This window comes from Aerococcus sp. UMB1112A, assembly GCF_030230715.1.
Classification (GTDB): Bacteria; Bacillota; Bacilli; order Lactobacillales; family Aerococcaceae; genus Aerococcus.
This window is the reverse complement of the sequence record NZ_JASPDS010000001.1, coordinates 1-18,309: the sequence shown is the minus strand read 5'-3', so window position 1 is coordinate 18,309 and position 18,309 is coordinate 1. Positions and strand designations below refer to the sequence as shown.

Below are 18,309 nucleotides of genomic sequence, written 5' to 3'. Positions count from 1 at the left end.
TACGATTTGAGGAGGCGGTGCTATGGAAAAATCTGAATTAAGTCCTGAAGTGAAACAGCAGGTGACCAAGTTTTTTAAGGTGATTGGGGACCAAACACGCTTCTCCATCCTTTACCTACTTAAGGGACGTGAATTGAACGTGACGGAAATTGCGCAAGCGCTCGATATGGAGCAATCAGCCATTTCCCACCAACTACAGGTCCTCAGAGAAAGCAAGCTGTTAAAATCCAGACGGGACAAGCGGTCAGTTTATTACAGCCAGGCCGACGACCACGTCTATGAAATCATCAGTCAGGCCATTGAACATATGTGTGAAGAATAAAGGATAAGGGGCAAGAGATACAAGATCTGTGTTTTTTCTTTTGGCCCTTATTTTTATTTTGGGGCTGATTCCCCATGTCATACTATATCTTGTGTGAGAATTAAATTAGAATTCAAGATATGGAGTTGATTAACTTGAATTTCAAAGAGCTCCTGACGTATGATAGGACTATTGAAAAAGGAGGGATTTGATGTTAATCGTCTACATGTCTCTGGTAGGCAATACCCGCCGCTTTGTTGAAAAGCTCGGCTTGCCTTCGCTAGAAATCACAGACCACAATGCTTTTACCACGGTGGACCAACCCTATCTTATGATTGTTCCCACTTACGAAATCGAAGTGACTGATATCATGAATGATTTCATTGAAACAGGGGACAACCTGTCCTATTGCCAGGGCGTCATTGGAGGAGGTAATCTGAATTTTAATGACCTCTTCTGCTTCACCGCAAAAGATCTGGCTATGGACTATGACCTGCCCCTCTTACACACCTTTGAATTTATGGGCAATTCCCACGATGTAGAAAAAGTAAAGGAGTTGGCGAAAGAAATTGAAGAATCCACAAGTATCCAACGAACCAAATGAAATTACCTACTATAAGTTAAACAACGAATTAAATATTCCAATCGATAACAAGATCCCGCTCGAAAAAGATAAAGAAGCTGTCCGGGCTTTTTTCTTGGAGCATGTCAACCCTAATACAGTTTTCTTCTATACCTTCGAAGAGAAGATCCGCTACCTGATTGACCATGACTACCTGGATGAAAGTTTCATCAACAAGTATGACCGGAACTTTATCTACCAACTGATGCAGGACGCCTATGACCGTAAGTTCCGCTTCCGATCCTTCATGGGGGCCTATAAGTTCTATACCCAGTATGCCATGAAGACCGATGATGGCGAACGCTATTTGGAACGCTATGAGGACCGGGTCGTTTATAATGCCCTCTACCTAGCCGACGGGGATGAAGACCTGGCTCGTAAGCTCTGTGATGAGATCCTCTCCCAGCGCTTCCAGCCTGCAACCCCAACCTTCCTCAATGCCGGACGTAAGCGCCGGGGGGAGATGGTCTCTTGTTTCCTGATCCAACTAACCGATGACATGAATTCGATCGGCCGGGGCATCAATTCCGCCTTACAACTCTCCAAGCGCGGGGGAGGGGTAGGAATCAACCTCAGCAACCTCCGTGAAGAAGGGGCTCCCATCAAGAAGATTGAAAATGCGGCTTCAGGGGTCGTTCACGTTATGAAATTATTTGAAGACTGCTTCAGCTATGCTAACCAATTAGGGCAAAGAAACGGAGCCGGAGTGGTTTACCTGAATGTCTTCCATCCTGATATTGTCCGCTTCCTCTCCACCAAGAAGGAGAATGCGGATGAAAAAATTCGGGTGAAGACCTTATCCCTAGGCATTACGGTTCCAGACAAATTCTATGAACTCGTAGCAGCTGATGATGACATGTACCTCTTCAGCCCCTACGATGTGGAACGGATTTATGGCAAGCCTTTCTCCTATGTCAATATTACAGAGGAGTATGACCAACTTGTTCACCATCCAGAGGTCCGCAAGTATCGGATCCGGGCTCGGGAATTAGAGAATGAAATTTCCAAACTCCAACAAGAATCTGGCTACCCTTATATTGTTAATATCGATACGGCCAATGAAGCCAACCCTATCGATGGAACGATTGTGATGTCCAACCTATGCTCAGAAATTTTACAGATCCAAGAACCTTCGAAGATTAATGATGAGCAGCTCTATGACCACTTAGGCACCGATATTTCCTGTAACTTAGGATCAACCAATATGGTGAACATGGTCGAGTCGGATGACTTTGCTCGATCTGTAGAAACAGCTGTTCGAGGGCTGACCTTTGTGACCGACAGCACCGATATTGAGGCCGTCCCATCCATCCAAAACGGCAACCAGATGTACCACACCATTGGTCTAGGGGCTATGGGGCTCCATACCCTCTTTGCCATCAACCACATTTATTACGGGTCAGATGAATCGCTCGAATTAACGGAGGCTTATTTCTACGCCCTCAACTACTGGTCCCTCAAAGCCAGCCATAAGATTGCAGCTGAGCGTGGCCAACGCTTCGCCAACTTCGAAAACTCCGCTTATGCGGATGGGTCTTACTTCGAGCCATATATCGAAGAAGACTTCCATTATGAATCCGATAAAGTGGCTCAAATCATGGCTAAGGTACCGCTACCAAGCAAGGAAGACTGGCAAGCCTTGCGCGATGACGTGATGCGGGATGGTCTCTACCACGCTTATCGTCTAGCTGTTGCGCCAACAGGTTCCATTTCCTATGTCAATGAAACCAGCGCTAGCTTGCAGCCGATTATCCGTCTAATTGAAGAGCGGCAAGAAAAGAAGACTGGGAAGACCTATTACCCAGCCCCCCAGCTCTCCAATGACAATATCCAATACTATGAGTCCGCCTATGACCTGGATATGCGGAAGGTGATCGACGTTTATGCTGCCGCCCAAGAGCATGTGGACCAAGGTATGTCCATGACCCTCTTCATGCGCTCAGACATTCCTTCCGGCCTCTATCCTTGGAAAGATCCAGATGACCATAAGCTAACCACGCGGGACTTAAATATCTTGCGCAATTATGCTTGGAATCAGGGTATCAAGTCCATCTACTATATCCGAACCTTTACCGACGATGGCGATGAAATCGGCAGCAATTACTGTGAATCCTGCTCTATTTAAGAACAGTTAAGGAGGTCAAAATGGGACAAATTGATAACAATCTCTATATAAATTCAAAAGATAATTGGCAACAAAACTTGTGGGATGGGACGGACCAAGCTGACCCGGACCTGGGTAAATACTACAAGGCCATTAACTGGGACAGCATTGAAGACATGGTCGACAAGCTGACCTGGGAGAAGCTTACGGAACAATTCTGGCTGGACACCCGGATCCCCGTCTCCAACGACCTGGATGACTGGCGTCGGCTGTCTGCTGCTGAGCAAGATGTGGTCGACAAGGTCTTCGGGGGCTTAACCCTCCTGGATACCCTCCAATCAGAAGAGGGCGCCTTAGTCCTCTTACCAGACGCTCGGACCCAGCAAGAGCGTGCCGTCTTCTCAAATATCCACTTCATGGAGTCTGTTCACGCTAAGTCTTATTCCACGATCTTTATCACGCTTAATACCACGTCTGAAATCGATAAGATTTTTGACTGGACCAATGAGAATGAACTGATCCAATATAAGGCGAAAAAGATCAACCAAGTTTACCGGACAGGGACGGGCCTACAGAAGAAGGCAGCCAGCGTCTTACTGGAATCCTTCCTCTTCTATTCCGGTTTCTATGCGCCCCTCTGGTACTTAGGCAACAGCAAACTGCCTAATGTGGCGGAAATTATCAAGCTGATCTTGCGTGATGAGTCCGTCCACGGCACCTATATTGGCTACAAGTTCCAATTAGGGTATAATGAACTGTCCGAAGAAGAACAAGAAGAGTTGAAGAATTGGACCTTCGAGCTCCTCTACGACCTATATGAAAACGAAATGAAGTATACCTCAGCCGTCTATGACCAAATTGGTTGGACAGAGGATGTTAATATTTTCGTCCGCTACAATGCTAATAAGGCCCTGCAGAACCTAGGCTTTGACCCGCTCTTCCCAGATACAGCGGAAGACGTCAACCCGATCGTCATGAATGGGATTTCAACAGGAACGTCTAATCATGACTTCTTCTCCCAAGTCGGCAACGGCTACCTATTAGGTGAAGTCCAAGCCATGGAAGACGAAGACTACTCCAAGTGGTCCACCTCTGCCCGCCGCGAACAACGTATGGCCTACCGTAAGGCGAAAAAAGCTGCCCGCAAAAAGGCCCAAGAGGAAGGCAAATAATTGACACTTTAAGAGATCGTGGTTAAGATCAAACCGCGGTCTCTTTTGTTTAAAAAGGGTGTGAGAGGATGCGGGAGAAAGGGAGCTCTGGAGTAAAAGGGCTGAGAAGGCTGCAAGCCTTCGAGGGACTTTTACGAAGAGGAGCCCTTTCTGCATCCTCGAACCCGACTATACAGGGTGAGAGCAGTTGCGCCCAGACTTGAATGACTGGAGCCCAAACGGAAAAGAGCGGCTTTAGCCGATCGTTCCGATTGGGTGAAGTCACTTCAAGTCTGCAACTGCGAACCCGACTGGGGTGTGAGCAAGAGCGTTTAGCTTTGGATGCTTGGAGTAAGTCGGAATAAGGGCAAGCAAAGCTTGCATGTTTCCGACTTGCGAAAGCACTCCAAAGCTGCTCTTGCGAACCCGACTAAAAAGGGTGAGGGAGGATGCAGGAGAAAGGGAAGTATTAAAGGCTAATCATGCCTGGACTTTTATAAAATTTTTCCTTCCTAGTCCCGAACTTATGATAAACTATAAGGATGTAAGTAACTTTAAAGGAGTCGATGAAATAGATGAAAGATTTCAAGGCCTTAAATTGGTATAAAACTTATGGGGCGAAACCCCTGTTAACAGATGTCTCCTTCCTTATTCGGGGTGGGGACCATGTGGGCTTGATTGGAACCAACGGCTCAGGAAAAAGTACTTTAATGCGTATTTTAGCAGGCGTGGACAGCCTGGACAGCGGGGAAATGGAACACCCCAAAGATTTCAAAGTCACCATGGTTAGCCAAGAGGAAGATTTTGATGAAGACCTCACGATCTTCGAAGCCGTCTATGATTCAGAGAGCCACTTGGTCCAAATTGTCGCCCGTTACCAGGAAGCGGCCCATCGTCTCGCGCAGTCGCCCCAGGATAAAGACTTCCAAGCTGCCTTTAGCCAGGCGGAAGAGGCTATGAATGCGGAAGATGGCTGGCAATTAGATACCACCATCCATACCGTCCTCAATCAGTTAGGTTTTACGGATAGCTCCCTAACCATCCGTCAGCTGAGCGGGGGACAGCGTAAGCGGATTGGCCTAGCCAAGGCCTTGATTGAAGAACCGGACCTCCTCCTTCTCGATGAACCGACCAACCACCTGGACTTTGAGATGGTTGCCTGGTTGGAGAAGTATTTAGCTAATTATAAGGGGTCGGTCCTCTTGATTACCCACGACCGTTACTTCCTGGACCGGGTAGTGGGGCGTATTTTTGCCTTGGACCATGGGAACTTGCGCGAATACGAAGGCAATTATCAGGCTTACCTGGAGAAGAAGGCCATCGAGGACGAGCAAGAACGTGAGACGGCCCGCAAACAAAAGCAACTCTATAAGAAGGAGTTAGCCTGGATGCGGACAGGTGCCAAGGCTCGAACGACTAAGCAACAGGCTCGGATTAACCGCTTTGAGGACTTGGAAGGCCAAGTGAAAGGCCAACGGGGGCCTGACCAGAAGCTCAGCTTCGACTTTGACCAAGAACGCTTGGGTAAGAAGGTCATCGAATGCCAGGATTTAACAGTTGGTTATGAGCCAGATGCTCCCCTGGTCAAAAACTTAGAGCTCCTAGTCCAGAACCGGGACCGAATCGGTATTATAGGGGAGAACGGGGCAGGAAAGACCAGTCTGATGAACACCATCGCTGGCCTCTTGCCTCCTTTGTTCGGCCAGGTTGTGATTGGAGAGACGGTAAAAATCGGCTACTTCCAACAAGTACCTGTCGATTTGCCCGAAGACAAGCGGGTCATTTCTTATATCCAAGAAGAGGCGGAAGACTATGTTTACCGGGATGGGAAGACCCTCAGTGCCTCCCAAATGCTCGAAACCTTCCTCTTTGACCGGTCCATGCATGGGGTGAAGATTTCATCCCTGTCAGGGGGCGAGAAGAAGCGGCTTTATCTCTTGCGTATCCTCATGGCCCGGCCCAATGTCTTATTCTTAGACGAGCCGACCAATGACCTGGATATCCAGACCCTGACGATTCTGGAAGATTATTTAGAAGATTTTCCAGGCGCAGTTCTTACTGTCAGCCACGACCGTTACTTCCTCGACAAGGTAGTCGACAAACTCTTGGCCATCGATGATAATCATGAGGTGGACATCTTCTTCGGTTCCTATAGCGACTATCAAGAAGAGCTTAAGGCAGCGGATAAGGCCAAGACGGAAGCCCAGACCAAAAAAACACCCAAGGAGCCAGCAGAAGCTCAAAAACAAAAGGAGCCAGGCCACAAAAACCGGATGACCTACCAAGAGAAAAAGGATTGGGAACAGATCGAAACGGTGATTAGTCAACTAGAAGACAAACTCCAAAGCATTGATGAAGAGATGTTGGCCAATGGAGCAGACTATGGGAAATTAGCCGACTTACAAAAAGAAAAAGAGACCACCGAAGCTGAACTTTTAGACCAAATGACGTATTGGGATTATCTCAGTGAAAAAACTTATTAGGGAGTGACACAATGGCCAAACAATATTTAGATTTATTGCAACATATTTTAGATAAGGGGAGCTTTAAGGATGACCGAACAGGGGTAGGGACCCTGTCGACTTTCGGCTACCAGATGCGCTTTGACTTAAATGAGGGCTTTCCACTTCTGACAACCAAAAAAGTCGCTTTTGGTTTAATTAAGAGCGAACTCCTCTGGTTTTTAAGAGGGGATACCAATATCCGCTTCTTACTCGAGCATAATAACCATATCTGGGACGAGTGGGCCTTTAAGAATTGGGTGGAAAGCGAGGCCTACCAAGGACCGGATATGACTGATTTTGGTCTGCGAGCTGAAAGCGATCCAGACTTCGCGGCAGTTTATAAAGAAGAAATGGCTAAGTTCCGCCAGCTCATGCTTGAAGACGATGATTTTGCGGCTCAATATGGCAATCTCGGTGCGGTATACGGTAAACAGTGGCGGCACTGGGAGACCCGGGATGGCGGGGAAATCGACCAAATCGCCATCCTCCTCGACCAATTGCGACATACGCCAGATTCAAGGCGGATGATCCTCAGCGCTTGGAATCCTGAAGATGTGCCAGACATGGCCCTGCCTCCCTGCCATACTTTGAGCCAGTTCTATGTCCAAGATGGGAAATTGAGCTGCCAGCTCTACCAGCGGAGTGCCGATGTCTTCCTGGGTGTTCCTTTTAATATCGCCTCTTATGCTTTATTGACCCATCTTTTAGCCCGGGAGGTGGGACTCGGTGTGGGGGATTTCGTCCATAGTTTTGGTGATGTGCATATCTACAAGAACCACTTAGACCAAGTCAAGGAACAGTTGTCGCGCGAGCCCCGTCCCTTGCCCGAACTTGTCATTCAAGGAGAAGCCCCGATGGATGAGCTTGCGACTGAAGATATCTTCGTCCAGGGCTACGACCCTTACCCTGCTATCAAGGCCCCTGTTGCTGTTTAATGTCATGCTTTAACGTTGAAGGAGAGATAAGATGTTAATTGCCGTTTGGGCCCAGGCCCGCAATGGTGTCATCGGTAAAGATCAGAAGATGCCCTGGCACCTGCCCAATGATTTTCAATTCTTTCGTTCCCAAACCATGTACCATAAAATTGTTCTCGGCCGAAAAACATTTGAGGGCATGGGCTCTAAGCCTCTGCCTGATCGACAGACCTATATCCTGACTCGTTCAGAATCGATAGCAATCAATGGCGATAGCGCCTCTGTTGATCTCATCCATGCTATCGATCCAATTCTAGAACTCGCCAAGAAGGAAGATGTCTATATTATCGGCGGTAAGCAGATTTACCAAAGCTTCTGGCCTTATTTAGATGAATTACGGGTAACTTATATCGACCATGCCGTGGCAGGGGATACGGTCATGGATCCCGACCTCAGTGATTTCTACAGCTATGCGGAAATCAAGGGCGCAGTTGACGATAAGAATCCTTACCCGCATCGTTTTATTTTTTACCGACGGGAGGTTAAGTGATGACAAGACAAAGCAATGGCTGGCGCCGGGCCTTCTTTATTCTCCTCGGCTTAGTCCTGGCTCTGGTACTTGGCGTCATCCTTGTCCTCTCTAGTATCCGGCCCTCTTATGAACCGGTTGACCAGGGAGAGCTAGCCCAAACGGAAGAGACCATCCAAGCTGAAACCCAGCTCACTAGGGAGAGCTTCAACGTTCTCATGCAGGCCCTCCTAGCTGGCGACCAGGTGCCTTACCGCCTCCACTTGGACGATCAGGTCCATTTATTAGGCCAATTTGAGATCTTAGGACAAGGACTGTCTTATGAGATTCGTGCCCAGGCAGAAGCCCAGAATGACGGGAATATTGGTCTTGCCATCGAAGCGATTGAAGTAGAAGGATTGGACTTGCCCGTTGGAACTAGTCTAGCGCTCTTTAGCCGGCTCATTCCCGACCATGTGCCACTCAGTGTGGATAGGGACCAGGAGCGTCTAATTGTCCGCCTCGACCAAGTTTCAGCAAAAGGACAAGTCGCTATCGCAGCGCAAGCGATTGACCTGCCTAATAATCAGATCAAACTTGCCTTTTCTCTGCCTTTGCCTTATGCTGTAGAACAAATAGAAGCTTACCGACAAGGCCAGTAGAGGAGGAAGACGATGTCACTTTCATTTTATCGCTATGTGGAACGATTTAGAGGGCGGGGCAGTCTAGAGAGCGACCAGAAGGAAGCTTTTGCTGACCTAGTTTATCGCGACCTGGATTTTCCCCGCGACAGTAAGGAATTCGATGAAATCAGCCGCTATATTGAAGGCCATAGTGACTATGCCGATTACATTTCATGTTTTGATGACTTATGGCAGGCCTATGACTATGAACAAGGTTAGAAAGTAGGCTCACATGCAGGAAGATAAATACACGCAAACAAGTGACCAAGCTAAAGCAAGCCCTAAAAATACAGGCAAGCTGGGCAAAAAAAGAGTCGGCCAGGGCGTTCTCTGCCTGTCAGTTGGACTGGTCCTGGGTATCCTAGGAACCAATACCTATACCACAGGCCGTTTACCCTGGGAGCTGCTATCTTCAGACCGGGCCCTATCGGCTGCGGACCTGCGCAAGCTCCAGTATGGCTACCAAATCTTGAACGACCAATATATTGGAGAAGTTAAGAAGGGGGAAGCCGTGAATGGCGCTATGGCGGGAATGGCAGATAGTGTAGGTGATCCCTATACCGCTTATTTGACCGGTGCTGCTTCAGAGAGTTTGGATGAAACCATCAAGGGTAGTTTTGAAGGGATTGGCGCCCAAGTCACCACCGAGAATGGCTGGCTTACGATTATCAGCCCCATCAAGGATTCACCCGCTGAAAAAGCTGGCTTACAGGCTAATGATATCATCCTCGAAGTCGATGGCAAGTCAACCAAGGGCTTGTCTACTGAGGAAGCGGTTAAGTTGATCCGTGGCGAGAAGGGGACAGAGGTCGAGCTGAAGATTAAGCGGGGGGACCAAGAGCAGACGGTCAAGGTGAAGCGGGATGAAATCCCTATCGAAACCGTCCATGCCCGTCTTATGGACCAAGCACCTGACGTCGGCCATATCCAAATCTCCGAATTCTCAGAAACGACCTACGACGAACTTGTTCAAAGCCTCAAGGACCTGCAAAAGCAGGGCGCTAAAAAATTCGTCTTAGATGTGCGGGGTAATCCTGGTGGCCTCCTGCCTTCTGTTTTGAAGGTTGCCAATATCTTCCTCGAAGATGGGCAGACCATTTTGAGGGTGGAAGACAACCAGGGGGAAGAGCAAGTCTACCAGGCCAATAGCCAAGACTTGGGCGACTTTAAGATCCAAGCTCCTCTCGTTGTCTTAATCGACGAAGGCTCGGCCAGTGCGAGTGAAATCCTAGCCGGCGCCCTCCAACAGAGCGGTCAAGTGCCGGTCGTGGGCCAGAATTCTTATGGTAAGGGCTCCGTGCAGACTGTCTTCCCCCTTGATAAGAATGGGAAGATGAAGGTCACTGTAGCGAAATGGCTGACCCCTGACGGCACTTGGATCAATGAGAAGGGCATCCAGCCAGATATTGAGCAAAGCCTGCCAGACTATGCTAAACTGACCCTAATTGATACGAGCCAGCACTACAAGGCGGGCCAGCAATCTGAAGCCGTCCTCAATATTCAAAAGATCCTCCATAGCTTGGGTTATCTCAGCGAAGACCAGGTAAGCAGCCGTTACGACCAAGACACCGTTGAAGCGGTTCAAACCGTCCAGGAAGAAACCGGCTTGAAGGCCACAGGGGAAGTGGACGGAGAAACCGCCCTGCGTTTAACCCAAAAGATGCAAGAGAAGATTAAAGCCAATGATAGCCAGTTGGATAAGGCCATTGACGTCTTGGCGCAAGCTTAGAAAGAAGGCAAATTGATGAAACGATTTTTTAATGAAGTAATTTCTTTTATCCTCCCAATTCTCATTGCGGTTGTCCTAGTTTTAGGGGTGCAAAAATACATTGCCTTCCCGATTAATATTTCGGGTGACTCCATGGCGCCTACCCTCCACAATGGGGATATGGCCATCGCCTATCGCTTGGCTGAACCAGATCGAGGGGATATTGTCGTCTTCCCGGGCCCCGATGCCCCAAATGAAAAATACATCAAACGGGTGATTGGTAAGGCTGGCGATACGATTAAATACCAGGACAACCAACTCTATGTGAATGGAGAGCCCGTCGCTGAGGAATATCTGGAACCCTTAAAAGCCGCTAATCCCGGCCAGCTGGTGACCCAGAACTTCACCCTCGAAGAATTGACCAATGAAAAAACGGTACCTGAAGGAGAATTCTTTGTCCTCGGTGACAACCGTCCCGTTTCAAAGGACAGCCGCTATTTTGGCTTCGTCCACAGCGACCAAGTCGAAGGGACCACCAACTTTAGATTCTGGCCCCTATCTGACTTTGGCAAGATTCAAGAATAAATTTTAAGGAGGCAGCCTGCCTCCCTTTTTAATGACAAGCTATAAAGGAGTGAAAGAAGATGGCAACAATTCAATGGTATCCTGGACATATGGCCAAAGCCAAGAAAGAGGTTCAAAACCACCTGAGCCAAGTCGATTATGTGATCGAACTCAGGGATGCCCGGGTGCCCGAAAGCAGTAAGAACCCGATGATCGATCAGATTATCCAAGACAAGCCCCGGATCATTGTCCTTAACAAAGCAGACCTAGCCGATAAAGAAGAAACCCAGGCTTGGCTAGACCTGCTCAACCAAGAAGATGGCAGCCAGGCTTGCGCCTTAAACAGTAAAAACCCCAAGGAAATGAAACGCTTTAAGAAAAAGCTCTACGACTGGACAGCTCCAGTGCGGGACAAGTGGCAGGCCAAGGGAGTCAAACACCAAGCGGTCCGCCTCATGATTGTGGGGATCCCCAATGTAGGTAAGTCCACCTTTATCAACCAGTTTACCCAAAAGAAAAAGGCCCAAGTTGGGAATAAGCCCGGTGTCACTAAGGGCCAACAATGGATTCGAATTGATAAGGATTTTGAACTATTAGATACGCCGGGTATCCTCTGGCCTAAGTTTGAAGACCCAGAAGTAGGGACGCGTCTAGCCCTCTGTACAGCGATTAAGCAGACCCATTACTACAACGATGACATCGCCCTCTATGCTTTAGCCTTCCTCATGGACTATTATCCCGGTGTCATCGAGGCCAAGTATCCCATTGCAGCCGACCAGGTTCACCCTCCTTATCCGGAACTCCTCATGACCCTAACGGAAAAGATGGGCTTCTTAGATGATTATGACCGAGCCTCAGAAAAAATCATCAAGGATTTCCAAGATGGAGCCATTAGCCGGCTGACCTTGGACCGAGTGGCGGACTATCAAATGGCTCAGGAGGCAGCTGATAATGACTAAGCGCGAGAGCATCCAAGCTATTAAGGACCGACTCCAAGCCAAGGGAGCGAACCTGAGGCCGGAAGATCTGGCTCCCTATAGCCAAGACGAGCGCAAGGGGGTCCAGCAGGTCCTCAAGACTTACCAGCGCCGCATCGACCGGGCCCAAGAAGAAGGAGCAGCGATCCAAGAGTTGAGAGCCTATGAAGACCAGCTGAGGGCCCAGGGCTATGCCTATATTGCTGGCGTTGACGAAGTGGGGCGGGGACCCCTGGCTGGGCCAGTTGTCACTTGCGCAGTCATTTTGCCCCCAGATATGCCAGCTGTTTACTTCAATGATTCCAAGCAGCTCTCCCATAAGAAGCGCCAGGGCTTGGTTGCTGATATCGATAAGTATGCCCTGGCCTGCGAGATTGCCTTCAGTCCCGCTGATCGCATTGACCACATTAATATCCTCCAGGCGACTAAGGAAGCGATGGCGGCTTCTGTTAACCAGCTCCAACCCCAGGCTTCCTACGTCCTAGTTGATGCGGTAACTATACCGGGAATCAGCCAGCCCCAAGAGGCGATTATCAAAGGCGATGCGCGAATTTATTCCATTGCTGCGGCTTCGATCTATGCCAAGGAGTACCGGGACCGTCTCATGGCAGACTATGCCGATCTTTATCCTGAATATGGTTTCGACCAACATGCAGGCTACGGAACTAAGGTCCACTTAGAGGCCCTAGCCAAGTACGGCCCTTGTCCCATCCACCGCAAAAGCTTTGCACCGGTTAAAGATTTTATTTAATGAATAAATCACTTGATGAACTGGGCTCTCTTTCGTTTATATATGAATGAAGGAGTTGATAAGATGTTTAACAAGCTAAGCCGCCGCCAGCAAGTGATTTACCTGACTGAATCGGGCCTCATTCCCTATAGCGAGCGCCTGCGGTTATTACAGGATCCTGACCGAGAAAGAGTGAAGATCCCAGCCAAACACTATAACAAATGGCAAGACTTTACCGCCCACTACCCACCGGCCTATTTCCAAGACCTCTACCAAAAAGAGGGGGTCGTGCCCCTTGTCCTAGGAGACGCTGCCTATCCTGAGGGACTTGTAGAAACCCATAAACCAGCCCTTGTCCTCTTCTGCCAGGGAGACCTTACTTTATTAAAACGCCTAGCCCTAGCGGTAGTTGGTAGCCGTAAAATGACGGCTTATGGCCAAGAAGCACTAGAAAGTTTCCTACCAGAAGTCGCTAAGAAATTAGTCATTGTTAGCGGATTGGCAAATGGAATTGATTGCGTATCTCATCAGATAGCTATGGAAGAGCAAGGGAAAACCATTGCGGTTATCGGGACTGGCTTGGGTCAAGTTTATCCAGACAACCATGCCAAGCTGCAAAGTCAAATTGCACGCGACCACTTGCTGGTTTCGGCCCTGCCTTACCATGCGGGTGCCAAGCGCTGGCACTTTCCTTACCGCAATGAAATTATCGCGGGCCTTTCTGCCGCCTGCCTAGTAGTCGAAGCGGGGCATAAGAGTGGATCTTTGATTACAGCGAATTATGCCTTGCAGGCTAACCGAGATGTCTTTGCCGTACCTGGTCCCATCAACCAGCCGCTCTCTCGGGGGACCAATGAATTGATCCAGGCAGGGGCTAAGCTGATTTTGACCAGTCAAGATATCCTGGAAGAGTATAGCCATCTTTTTTGAATCATTTCTACTATAATAAGGGACAATTTAAGCAATTTTTTTCTCTTGCCATCATTTTATATTTGACAAAGAATCTTGAATGGCATAATATGAGAATCAATTTGACAGCTTATCCGACACTTCAGCCTTTTCCAGCATCTTCTTATTATCCTGTCGGGTAAATTCGAAAGGAGTTATTCTTTTGGCTTATAAGTACCTTGTCATTGTGGAATCACCGACTAAGGCGAAAACCATTGAAAAATATTTAGGCAGAAATTACAAAGTGGTCGCAAGTAAGGGCCACTTGCGGGACCTTCCTAAGAGTAAGATGGGGATCGATATCGAAAATGAGTATGATCCTTACTATATTACCATTCGGGGCAAGGGCCCCATTATTAAAGAATTGAAGAAATACGCGAAAAAAGCAGAAAAAATTTATCTGGCTTCCGACCCGGACCGGGAAGGGGAGGCTATTGCCTGGCACCTGGCCTATATTCTAGGCCTAGACCCTAAGGATAAAATCCGGGTGACCTATAATGAAATTACCAAGGAAGCCGTCAAGGAGGCCTTCAAGCACGCCCGGCCGATCGACAATGACCTGGTAGATGCCCAACAGGCGCGCCGGATCCTCGACCGCTTGGTGGGCTATAGCCTGTCACCGATTCTCTGGTCCAAAGTCAAAAAAGGACTGTCTGCTGGACGGGTTCAATCGGTCGCTTTACACTTAATCATTGAACGTGAAAAGGAAATTCGCAATTTCAAACCAGAAGAATACTGGTCTATTGACGGGGAATTTAAGAAGGGCCGAGAAAAGTTTAAAGCCAATGCTTCTAAATTCAAAGGCAAAAAGCTCGATCTAAAGAACAAGCAAGATGTTGACCAGTTGATGGCCCACATCACATCAGATGAATTCACCATTGCCAACCTGACTAAGAAGGAACGGCAAAGAAAGCCACAAAAACCTTTCACCACGTCTTCGCTCCAACAAGAAGCTTCTAAGCGGCTTAAATTCCGGACCCGGAAGACCATGATGATCGCCCAACAATTATATGAAGGGATTAATATTGGCAAGGGAAGCGTTGGTCTGATTACCTACATGCGTACCGACTCCACCCGGGTCGCTGATGTCGCCAAAGAAGGGGCTAGTGACTTTATCACTAACACTTACGGTAAGGAATACCTGGGTAAGCAAGGGCAAAACAAGGCCAAAAACAGCAATGCCCAAGACGCTCACGAAGCCATTCGTCCTTCAGCTCCCGACCGGACCCCTCAGTCCATCGAATCTTACCTGACCAAGGACCAGTACAAGCTCTACAGCCTTATCTGGTGCCGGTTTATGGCCAGTCAAATGGCGCCTGCTATCTATGACACAGTAGGCTGCGACATTGTCCAAGGAGAAGTTTCTTTCCGGGCAACAGGTTCACAAATCAAATTTGAAGGTTATCAAAAAGTCTACGCTGAGAAAAAGGAAAAGGATAATCCGCTCCCTGACTTAGCTAATGGGGATACTGTAAAGAGTGTCAGCTTAGATCCTAAGCAACACTTTACCCAACCTCCAGCCCGCTATACGGAAGCTAGCCTCATCCAAACCTTGGAAGAAAACGGCGTCGGGCGGCCATCGACCTATTCACCAACTATTGAAACCCTGATCAAACGCTACTATGTTAAGATCGAAGCTCGGCGCTTTGAGCCGACCGAGCTCGGTGAAATCGTCAACCAACTTGTTGCCACTTATTTCCCAGACATTGTTGACGTGAACTTCACGGCCAGCCTAGAAAATGAGCTGGATAAGATTGAAGAGGGCAAGGAAGAGTGGGTGGAAGTCATCGACCGCTTCTACCAACCCTTCGCCAAGGACTTGGAAAACGCTGAGGAAAAAATTGAAAAAATTGTCATCAAAGATGAGCCCGCTGGTTTCGACTGCGAAAAATGTGGCCATCCCATGGTGATTAAATTGGGACGCTATGGCAAATTCTACGCTTGCTCTAACTTCCCTGACTGTCGGAATACTAAGGCCATTGTCAAGGAAATTGGTGTTGACTGTCCTAAGTGCCAAGAAGGCCAAGTTATTGAGCGGAAATCGAAAAAGAACCGTATTTTCTACGGCTGTAGCCGCTATCCTGACTGCGACTTTGCTTCTTGGGACAAGCCCATTGGTCGGCAGTGTCCAGTTTGCCAAAACTACCTCGTTGAAAAGAAAAAGCGGGGGAGTAAACAAGTCAAATGTAGCCAATGCGACTACCAAGAAAGCGAGCAAAAAGGGGATAATTAGAATTTCTCCCCAGTTTCTAGTTCTGCCTCTTAATCACTTTTTTGCTATAGCAAAATAAATTAAAAACTATTTATTCGAAGAGATAAAATCAATTTCCGACTTTGGATGATTTTATCTCTTTGTTTGTGTTATAATATTTAGGTAAAAGAGGGTGAGTGCCATCGAGTTGACAGCAAAAGGAAAAGCCTTCCTAAACTATCTTAAAAATGAAAGACACTATAGTGAAGAAACGCTCCTAGCCTACCAGCATGACCTTGAGGAATTTGCGGACTTTCTATCGGAAGCAAATGTAAACGATTTAAAAGATTTGACTTATCAAGATATCCGCCGCTATTTATTCCAATTACAAAAAAAGGACCTGGCCAAGTCATCGCTTGCCAGACGTTTGAGTAGTTTAAGGTCTGCTTTTACTTTCTTCCAAGAATCCGGTTGGGTCGATAACAATCCTTTTCAATATGTTCATTCGCCCAAGCAAGGCTTGCACCTGCCGGACTTTTTTTATGAGGAGGAGCTGCTCGCTCTATTCGAAGCCGTCCAAGGTCCTGAAGCACTCCAGCAGAGGGACCGAGCTCTTCTCGAATTTCTTTATGCAACAGGCGCCCGGGTTAGTGAATGCACGGAACTTAGCTTAGACCAAGTTGACTTGGACGCCATGGTCGTGCTCCTCCACGGTAAGGGGGGCAAGGACCGCTATGTGCCGTTCGGTGGGCCTTGTAAGGAGGCTTTACAGACCTATCTAGTTGAGGGACGCCAAGAGCTCCTAGCTAAGTCTGGCGAAGACCACCAGCTCGTTTTTGTTAACTACAAGGGACAGGGGCTCAGCCGTGAGGGGATTGCCTACATTCTCAAGCAGATTGTCAAACGGAGTGCCTCCCAGCTGGCCATCCACCCCCACAAACTCCGCCACTCCTTTGCCACCCATTTATTGAACCATGGAGCAGATATTCGGACTGTCCAGGAGCTACTGGGCCACTCCAGCCTCTCCACTACCCAAATCTACACCCATCTTTCTAAGGAAAGCCTACGTCAGAATTATATGACTTTTCACCCGCGGGCCCAGCGCCAAGGGGACAATTCAAACCGATCATCTCAGGAGGATTAAGATTATGGAAATTCAGGAAGTATTAGATAAAATTCGCCAAGTTAAACGTGTCGTTCAAACCGAAGATATTATTTCAGAAGACAAGGGCAGCGATTTTCCTTTCCAGCGTTTAGTTGAAGAAATCTCTGAAATTCTCGCAGTCAATGCCTACCTATTAAATTACGAAGGCCAGCTGCTCGGTTATTTGTCTATCTTTGATGACATTAACAGTGCTCGGACCCATCAAATGATGGAAGAGAAGCAATTAGACCCCAATTACATGAAGCGGGTCCAAGAACTTACCGTTACCCTGACCAATATCCCCGTTGAAGATGAACGTACTATTTTTGCCAATGAATATGCGGCCAATTTTCCTAATGGTAAGACGACGATTATTCCGATTATCGGCCATGGGCGGGGATTGGGCTATCTGATCCTAGCACGTAAAAAACATGCCTTTGATGCCGGTGATATGATCCTAGGAGAATATGTTGCGACGATCCTGGCTATTGAAATTGAAAACCTCCTTCACCAGCAAGAAGACCGCCAACAAAAGAACCGACTGATGGCCAAAAAGGCAGTGGCTTCCTTGAGCTTCTCCGAATTGGCTGCTATGCGGACAATCTTAAAGGATAAAACCGAGCCTAGCTTCCGCTTCACTGCCTCACGTTTAGCGGAAAAAGAGGGTCTGACCCGGTCCATCATTGTTAACGGCATCCGCAAGATGGAATCCGCCAATATCCTCTCCTCCCAGTCACTTGGCACTAAGGGCACCTTTATCGACCTCTACACCGAAGAGAACCTCCATCTGATCCAGGAAACCTTAGACCAAGAAGAGCGCTAAGCAAGACGATACGATAAAGAAAAAGAGGAGCCGGAAAAACTCCAGTTCCTCTTATATAAAGCTAGCTCTACCAGCTAGTTCACGACCGATGGGAGATCCTTAATAGATCATCCATCGGTCGCTTAAATTTTAAGACTTCTCATTTTAAGTTTTAATATTTCAAGTACTATTTTTTACATCAGCTATTTTTGATCAAGAGTGGAGCTTGAAAGTGATCGTTAGCCATGAACAAGCAAACATACTAAGATTAGCTCGAAGGTAAATCGACGGATTTATCTTCGAGCTATTTCTGTTTTTCAGATATAGTATATGTGAAAGAAGAATCCGGACAAACCCTGAGGGGCTACGAGCCCGAAACGCAAAACGGATTCTTTCACTCTTGTTTTTAATTTTGGTTTAAGTATGTTGAGCTGCGAGCTCGTGTTTAGGAAATTAGA

Annotated in this window: 17 protein-coding genes; all 17 read left to right on the top strand. The window is 47.8% G+C overall.

Annotated features, from left to right (window positions below):
* Positions 1–22 precede the first annotated feature (22 nt).
* A complete protein-coding gene (locus tag QP860_RS00085; RefSeq protein ID WP_067976255.1) occupies positions 23–322 on the top strand; it encodes an ArsR/SmtB family transcription factor in 300 nt (99 codons plus the stop codon).
* A 190-nt stretch (positions 323–512) separates the two neighbouring features.
* Positions 513–905 (top strand): class Ib ribonucleoside-diphosphate reductase assembly flavoprotein NrdI, encoded by a 393-nt coding sequence (nrdI, locus tag QP860_RS00080; protein ID WP_067976252.1) that lies wholly within the window; start codon positions 513–515, stop codon positions 903–905.
* Positions 871–3,048 (top strand): class 1b ribonucleoside-diphosphate reductase subunit alpha, encoded by a 2,178-nt coding sequence (nrdE, locus tag QP860_RS00075; RefSeq protein ID WP_284912006.1) that lies wholly within the window; start codon positions 871–873, stop codon positions 3,046–3,048. The genes nrdI and nrdE overlap by 35 nt, the downstream gene beginning before the upstream one ends.
* A 110-nt stretch (positions 3,049–3,158) precedes the next feature.
* Positions 3,159–4,199, top strand: coding sequence for a class 1b ribonucleoside-diphosphate reductase subunit beta (gene nrdF, locus QP860_RS00070; RefSeq protein WP_284878747.1), 1,041 nt, complete (start codon positions 3,159–3,161; stop codon positions 4,197–4,199).
* 554 nt (positions 4,200–4,753) lie between these two features.
* Positions 4,754–6,661, top strand: coding sequence for an ABC-F family ATP-binding cassette domain-containing protein (locus QP860_RS00065; RefSeq protein WP_070619501.1), 1,908 nt, complete (start codon positions 4,754–4,756; stop codon positions 6,659–6,661).
* Positions 6,662–6,672: 11 nt separating this feature from the next.
* Positions 6,673–7,617, top strand: a complete 945-nt coding sequence (locus QP860_RS00060; protein ID WP_070619498.1) for a thymidylate synthase — start codon at positions 6,673–6,675, stop codon at positions 7,615–7,617.
* A gap of 31 nt (positions 7,618–7,648) precedes the next feature.
* A complete protein-coding gene (locus QP860_RS00055; RefSeq protein ID WP_070619494.1) occupies positions 7,649–8,146 on the top strand; it encodes a dihydrofolate reductase in 498 nt (165 codons plus the stop codon).
* On the top strand, positions 8,146–8,766 hold the full coding sequence (locus QP860_RS00050; RefSeq protein ID WP_070619491.1) for a DUF2140 family protein: 621 nt from the start codon (positions 8,146–8,148) through the stop codon (positions 8,764–8,766). The genes QP860_RS00055 and QP860_RS00050 overlap by 1 nt, the downstream gene beginning before the upstream one ends.
* A gap of 12 nt (positions 8,767–8,778) precedes the next feature.
* A complete protein-coding gene (locus tag QP860_RS00045) occupies positions 8,779–9,006 on the top strand; it encodes a YozE family protein (RefSeq protein ID WP_070619489.1) in 228 nt (75 codons plus the stop codon).
* A gap of 13 nt (positions 9,007–9,019) precedes the next feature.
* The gene (locus QP860_RS00040) at positions 9,020–10,516 is read left to right on the top strand and encodes a S41 family peptidase (RefSeq protein ID WP_070619485.1); all 1,497 of its coding nucleotides are present in this window, start codon (positions 9,020–9,022) and stop codon (positions 10,514–10,516) included.
* Between the two features lie 15 nt (positions 10,517–10,531).
* Complete coding sequence (lepB, locus tag QP860_RS00035) at positions 10,532–11,080, top strand: signal peptidase I (protein WP_070619482.1); 549 nt, start codon at positions 10,532–10,534, stop codon at positions 11,078–11,080.
* Positions 11,081–11,139: 59 nt separating this feature from the next.
* Positions 11,140–12,018 carry a ribosome biogenesis GTPase YlqF gene (ylqF, locus tag QP860_RS00030; RefSeq protein ID WP_070619479.1) on the top strand — a complete coding sequence of 293 codons (879 nt, stop codon included), beginning with the start codon at positions 11,140–11,142 and terminating at the stop codon, positions 12,016–12,018.
* Positions 12,011–12,787: a ribonuclease HII gene (rnhB, locus tag QP860_RS00025; protein ID WP_070619475.1), complete on the top strand. Its 777-nt coding sequence runs from the start codon at positions 12,011–12,013 to the stop codon at positions 12,785–12,787. The genes ylqF and rnhB overlap by 8 nt, the downstream gene beginning before the upstream one ends.
* A gap of 63 nt (positions 12,788–12,850) precedes the next feature.
* Positions 12,851–13,696: a DNA-processing protein DprA gene (gene dprA, locus QP860_RS00020; RefSeq protein WP_083294399.1), complete on the top strand. Its 846-nt coding sequence runs from the start codon at positions 12,851–12,853 to the stop codon at positions 13,694–13,696.
* 181 nt (positions 13,697–13,877) lie between these two features.
* A complete protein-coding gene (gene topA / locus QP860_RS00015) occupies positions 13,878–15,947 on the top strand; it encodes a type I DNA topoisomerase (protein ID WP_070619468.1) in 2,070 nt (689 codons plus the stop codon).
* A gap of 160 nt (positions 15,948–16,107) precedes the next feature.
* On the top strand, positions 16,108–17,049 hold the full coding sequence (gene xerC / locus QP860_RS00010; RefSeq protein WP_070619784.1) for a tyrosine recombinase XerC: 942 nt from the start codon (positions 16,108–16,110) through the stop codon (positions 17,047–17,049).
* Positions 17,050–17,053: 4 nt separating this feature from the next.
* Positions 17,054–17,872 (top strand): hypothetical protein, encoded by an 819-nt coding sequence (locus QP860_RS00005; protein ID WP_070619466.1) that lies wholly within the window; start codon positions 17,054–17,056, stop codon positions 17,870–17,872.
* Positions 17,873–18,309 lie beyond the last annotated feature (437 nt).

Bases quoted from the DNA above. Each gene is read 5' to 3' on its own strand.
- QP860_RS00060 (WP_070619498.1), top strand. From the start codon at position 6,673: ATGGCCAAACAATATTTAGATTTATTGCAACATATTTTAGATAAGGGG.
- QP860_RS00045 (WP_070619489.1), top strand. From the start codon at position 8,779: ATGTCACTTTCATTTTATCGCTATGTGGAACGATTTAGAGGGCGGGGC.
- QP860_RS00040 (WP_070619485.1), top strand. From the start codon at position 9,020: ATGCAGGAAGATAAATACACGCAAACAAGTGACCAAGCTAAAGCAAGC.
- QP860_RS00050 (WP_070619491.1), top strand. From the start codon at position 8,146: ATGACAAGACAAAGCAATGGCTGGCGCCGGGCCTTCTTTATTCTCCTC.
- rnhB (WP_070619475.1), top strand. From the start codon at position 12,011: ATGACTAAGCGCGAGAGCATCCAAGCTATTAAGGACCGACTCCAAGCC.
- QP860_RS00065 (WP_070619501.1), top strand. From the start codon at position 4,754: ATGAAAGATTTCAAGGCCTTAAATTGGTATAAAACTTATGGGGCGAAA.
- QP860_RS00085 (WP_067976255.1), top strand. From the start codon at position 23: ATGGAAAAATCTGAATTAAGTCCTGAAGTGAAACAGCAGGTGACCAAG.
- lepB (WP_070619482.1), top strand. From the start codon at position 10,532: ATGAAACGATTTTTTAATGAAGTAATTTCTTTTATCCTCCCAATTCTC.
- dprA (WP_083294399.1), top strand. From the start codon at position 12,851: ATGTTTAACAAGCTAAGCCGCCGCCAGCAAGTGATTTACCTGACTGAA.
- QP860_RS00005 (WP_070619466.1), top strand. From the start codon at position 17,054: ATGGAAATTCAGGAAGTATTAGATAAAATTCGCCAAGTTAAACGTGTC.
- QP860_RS00055 (WP_070619494.1), top strand. From the start codon at position 7,649: ATGTTAATTGCCGTTTGGGCCCAGGCCCGCAATGGTGTCATCGGTAAA.
- ylqF (WP_070619479.1), top strand. From the start codon at position 11,140: ATGGCAACAATTCAATGGTATCCTGGACATATGGCCAAAGCCAAGAAA.
- nrdI (WP_067976252.1), top strand. From the start codon at position 513: ATGTTAATCGTCTACATGTCTCTGGTAGGCAATACCCGCCGCTTTGTT.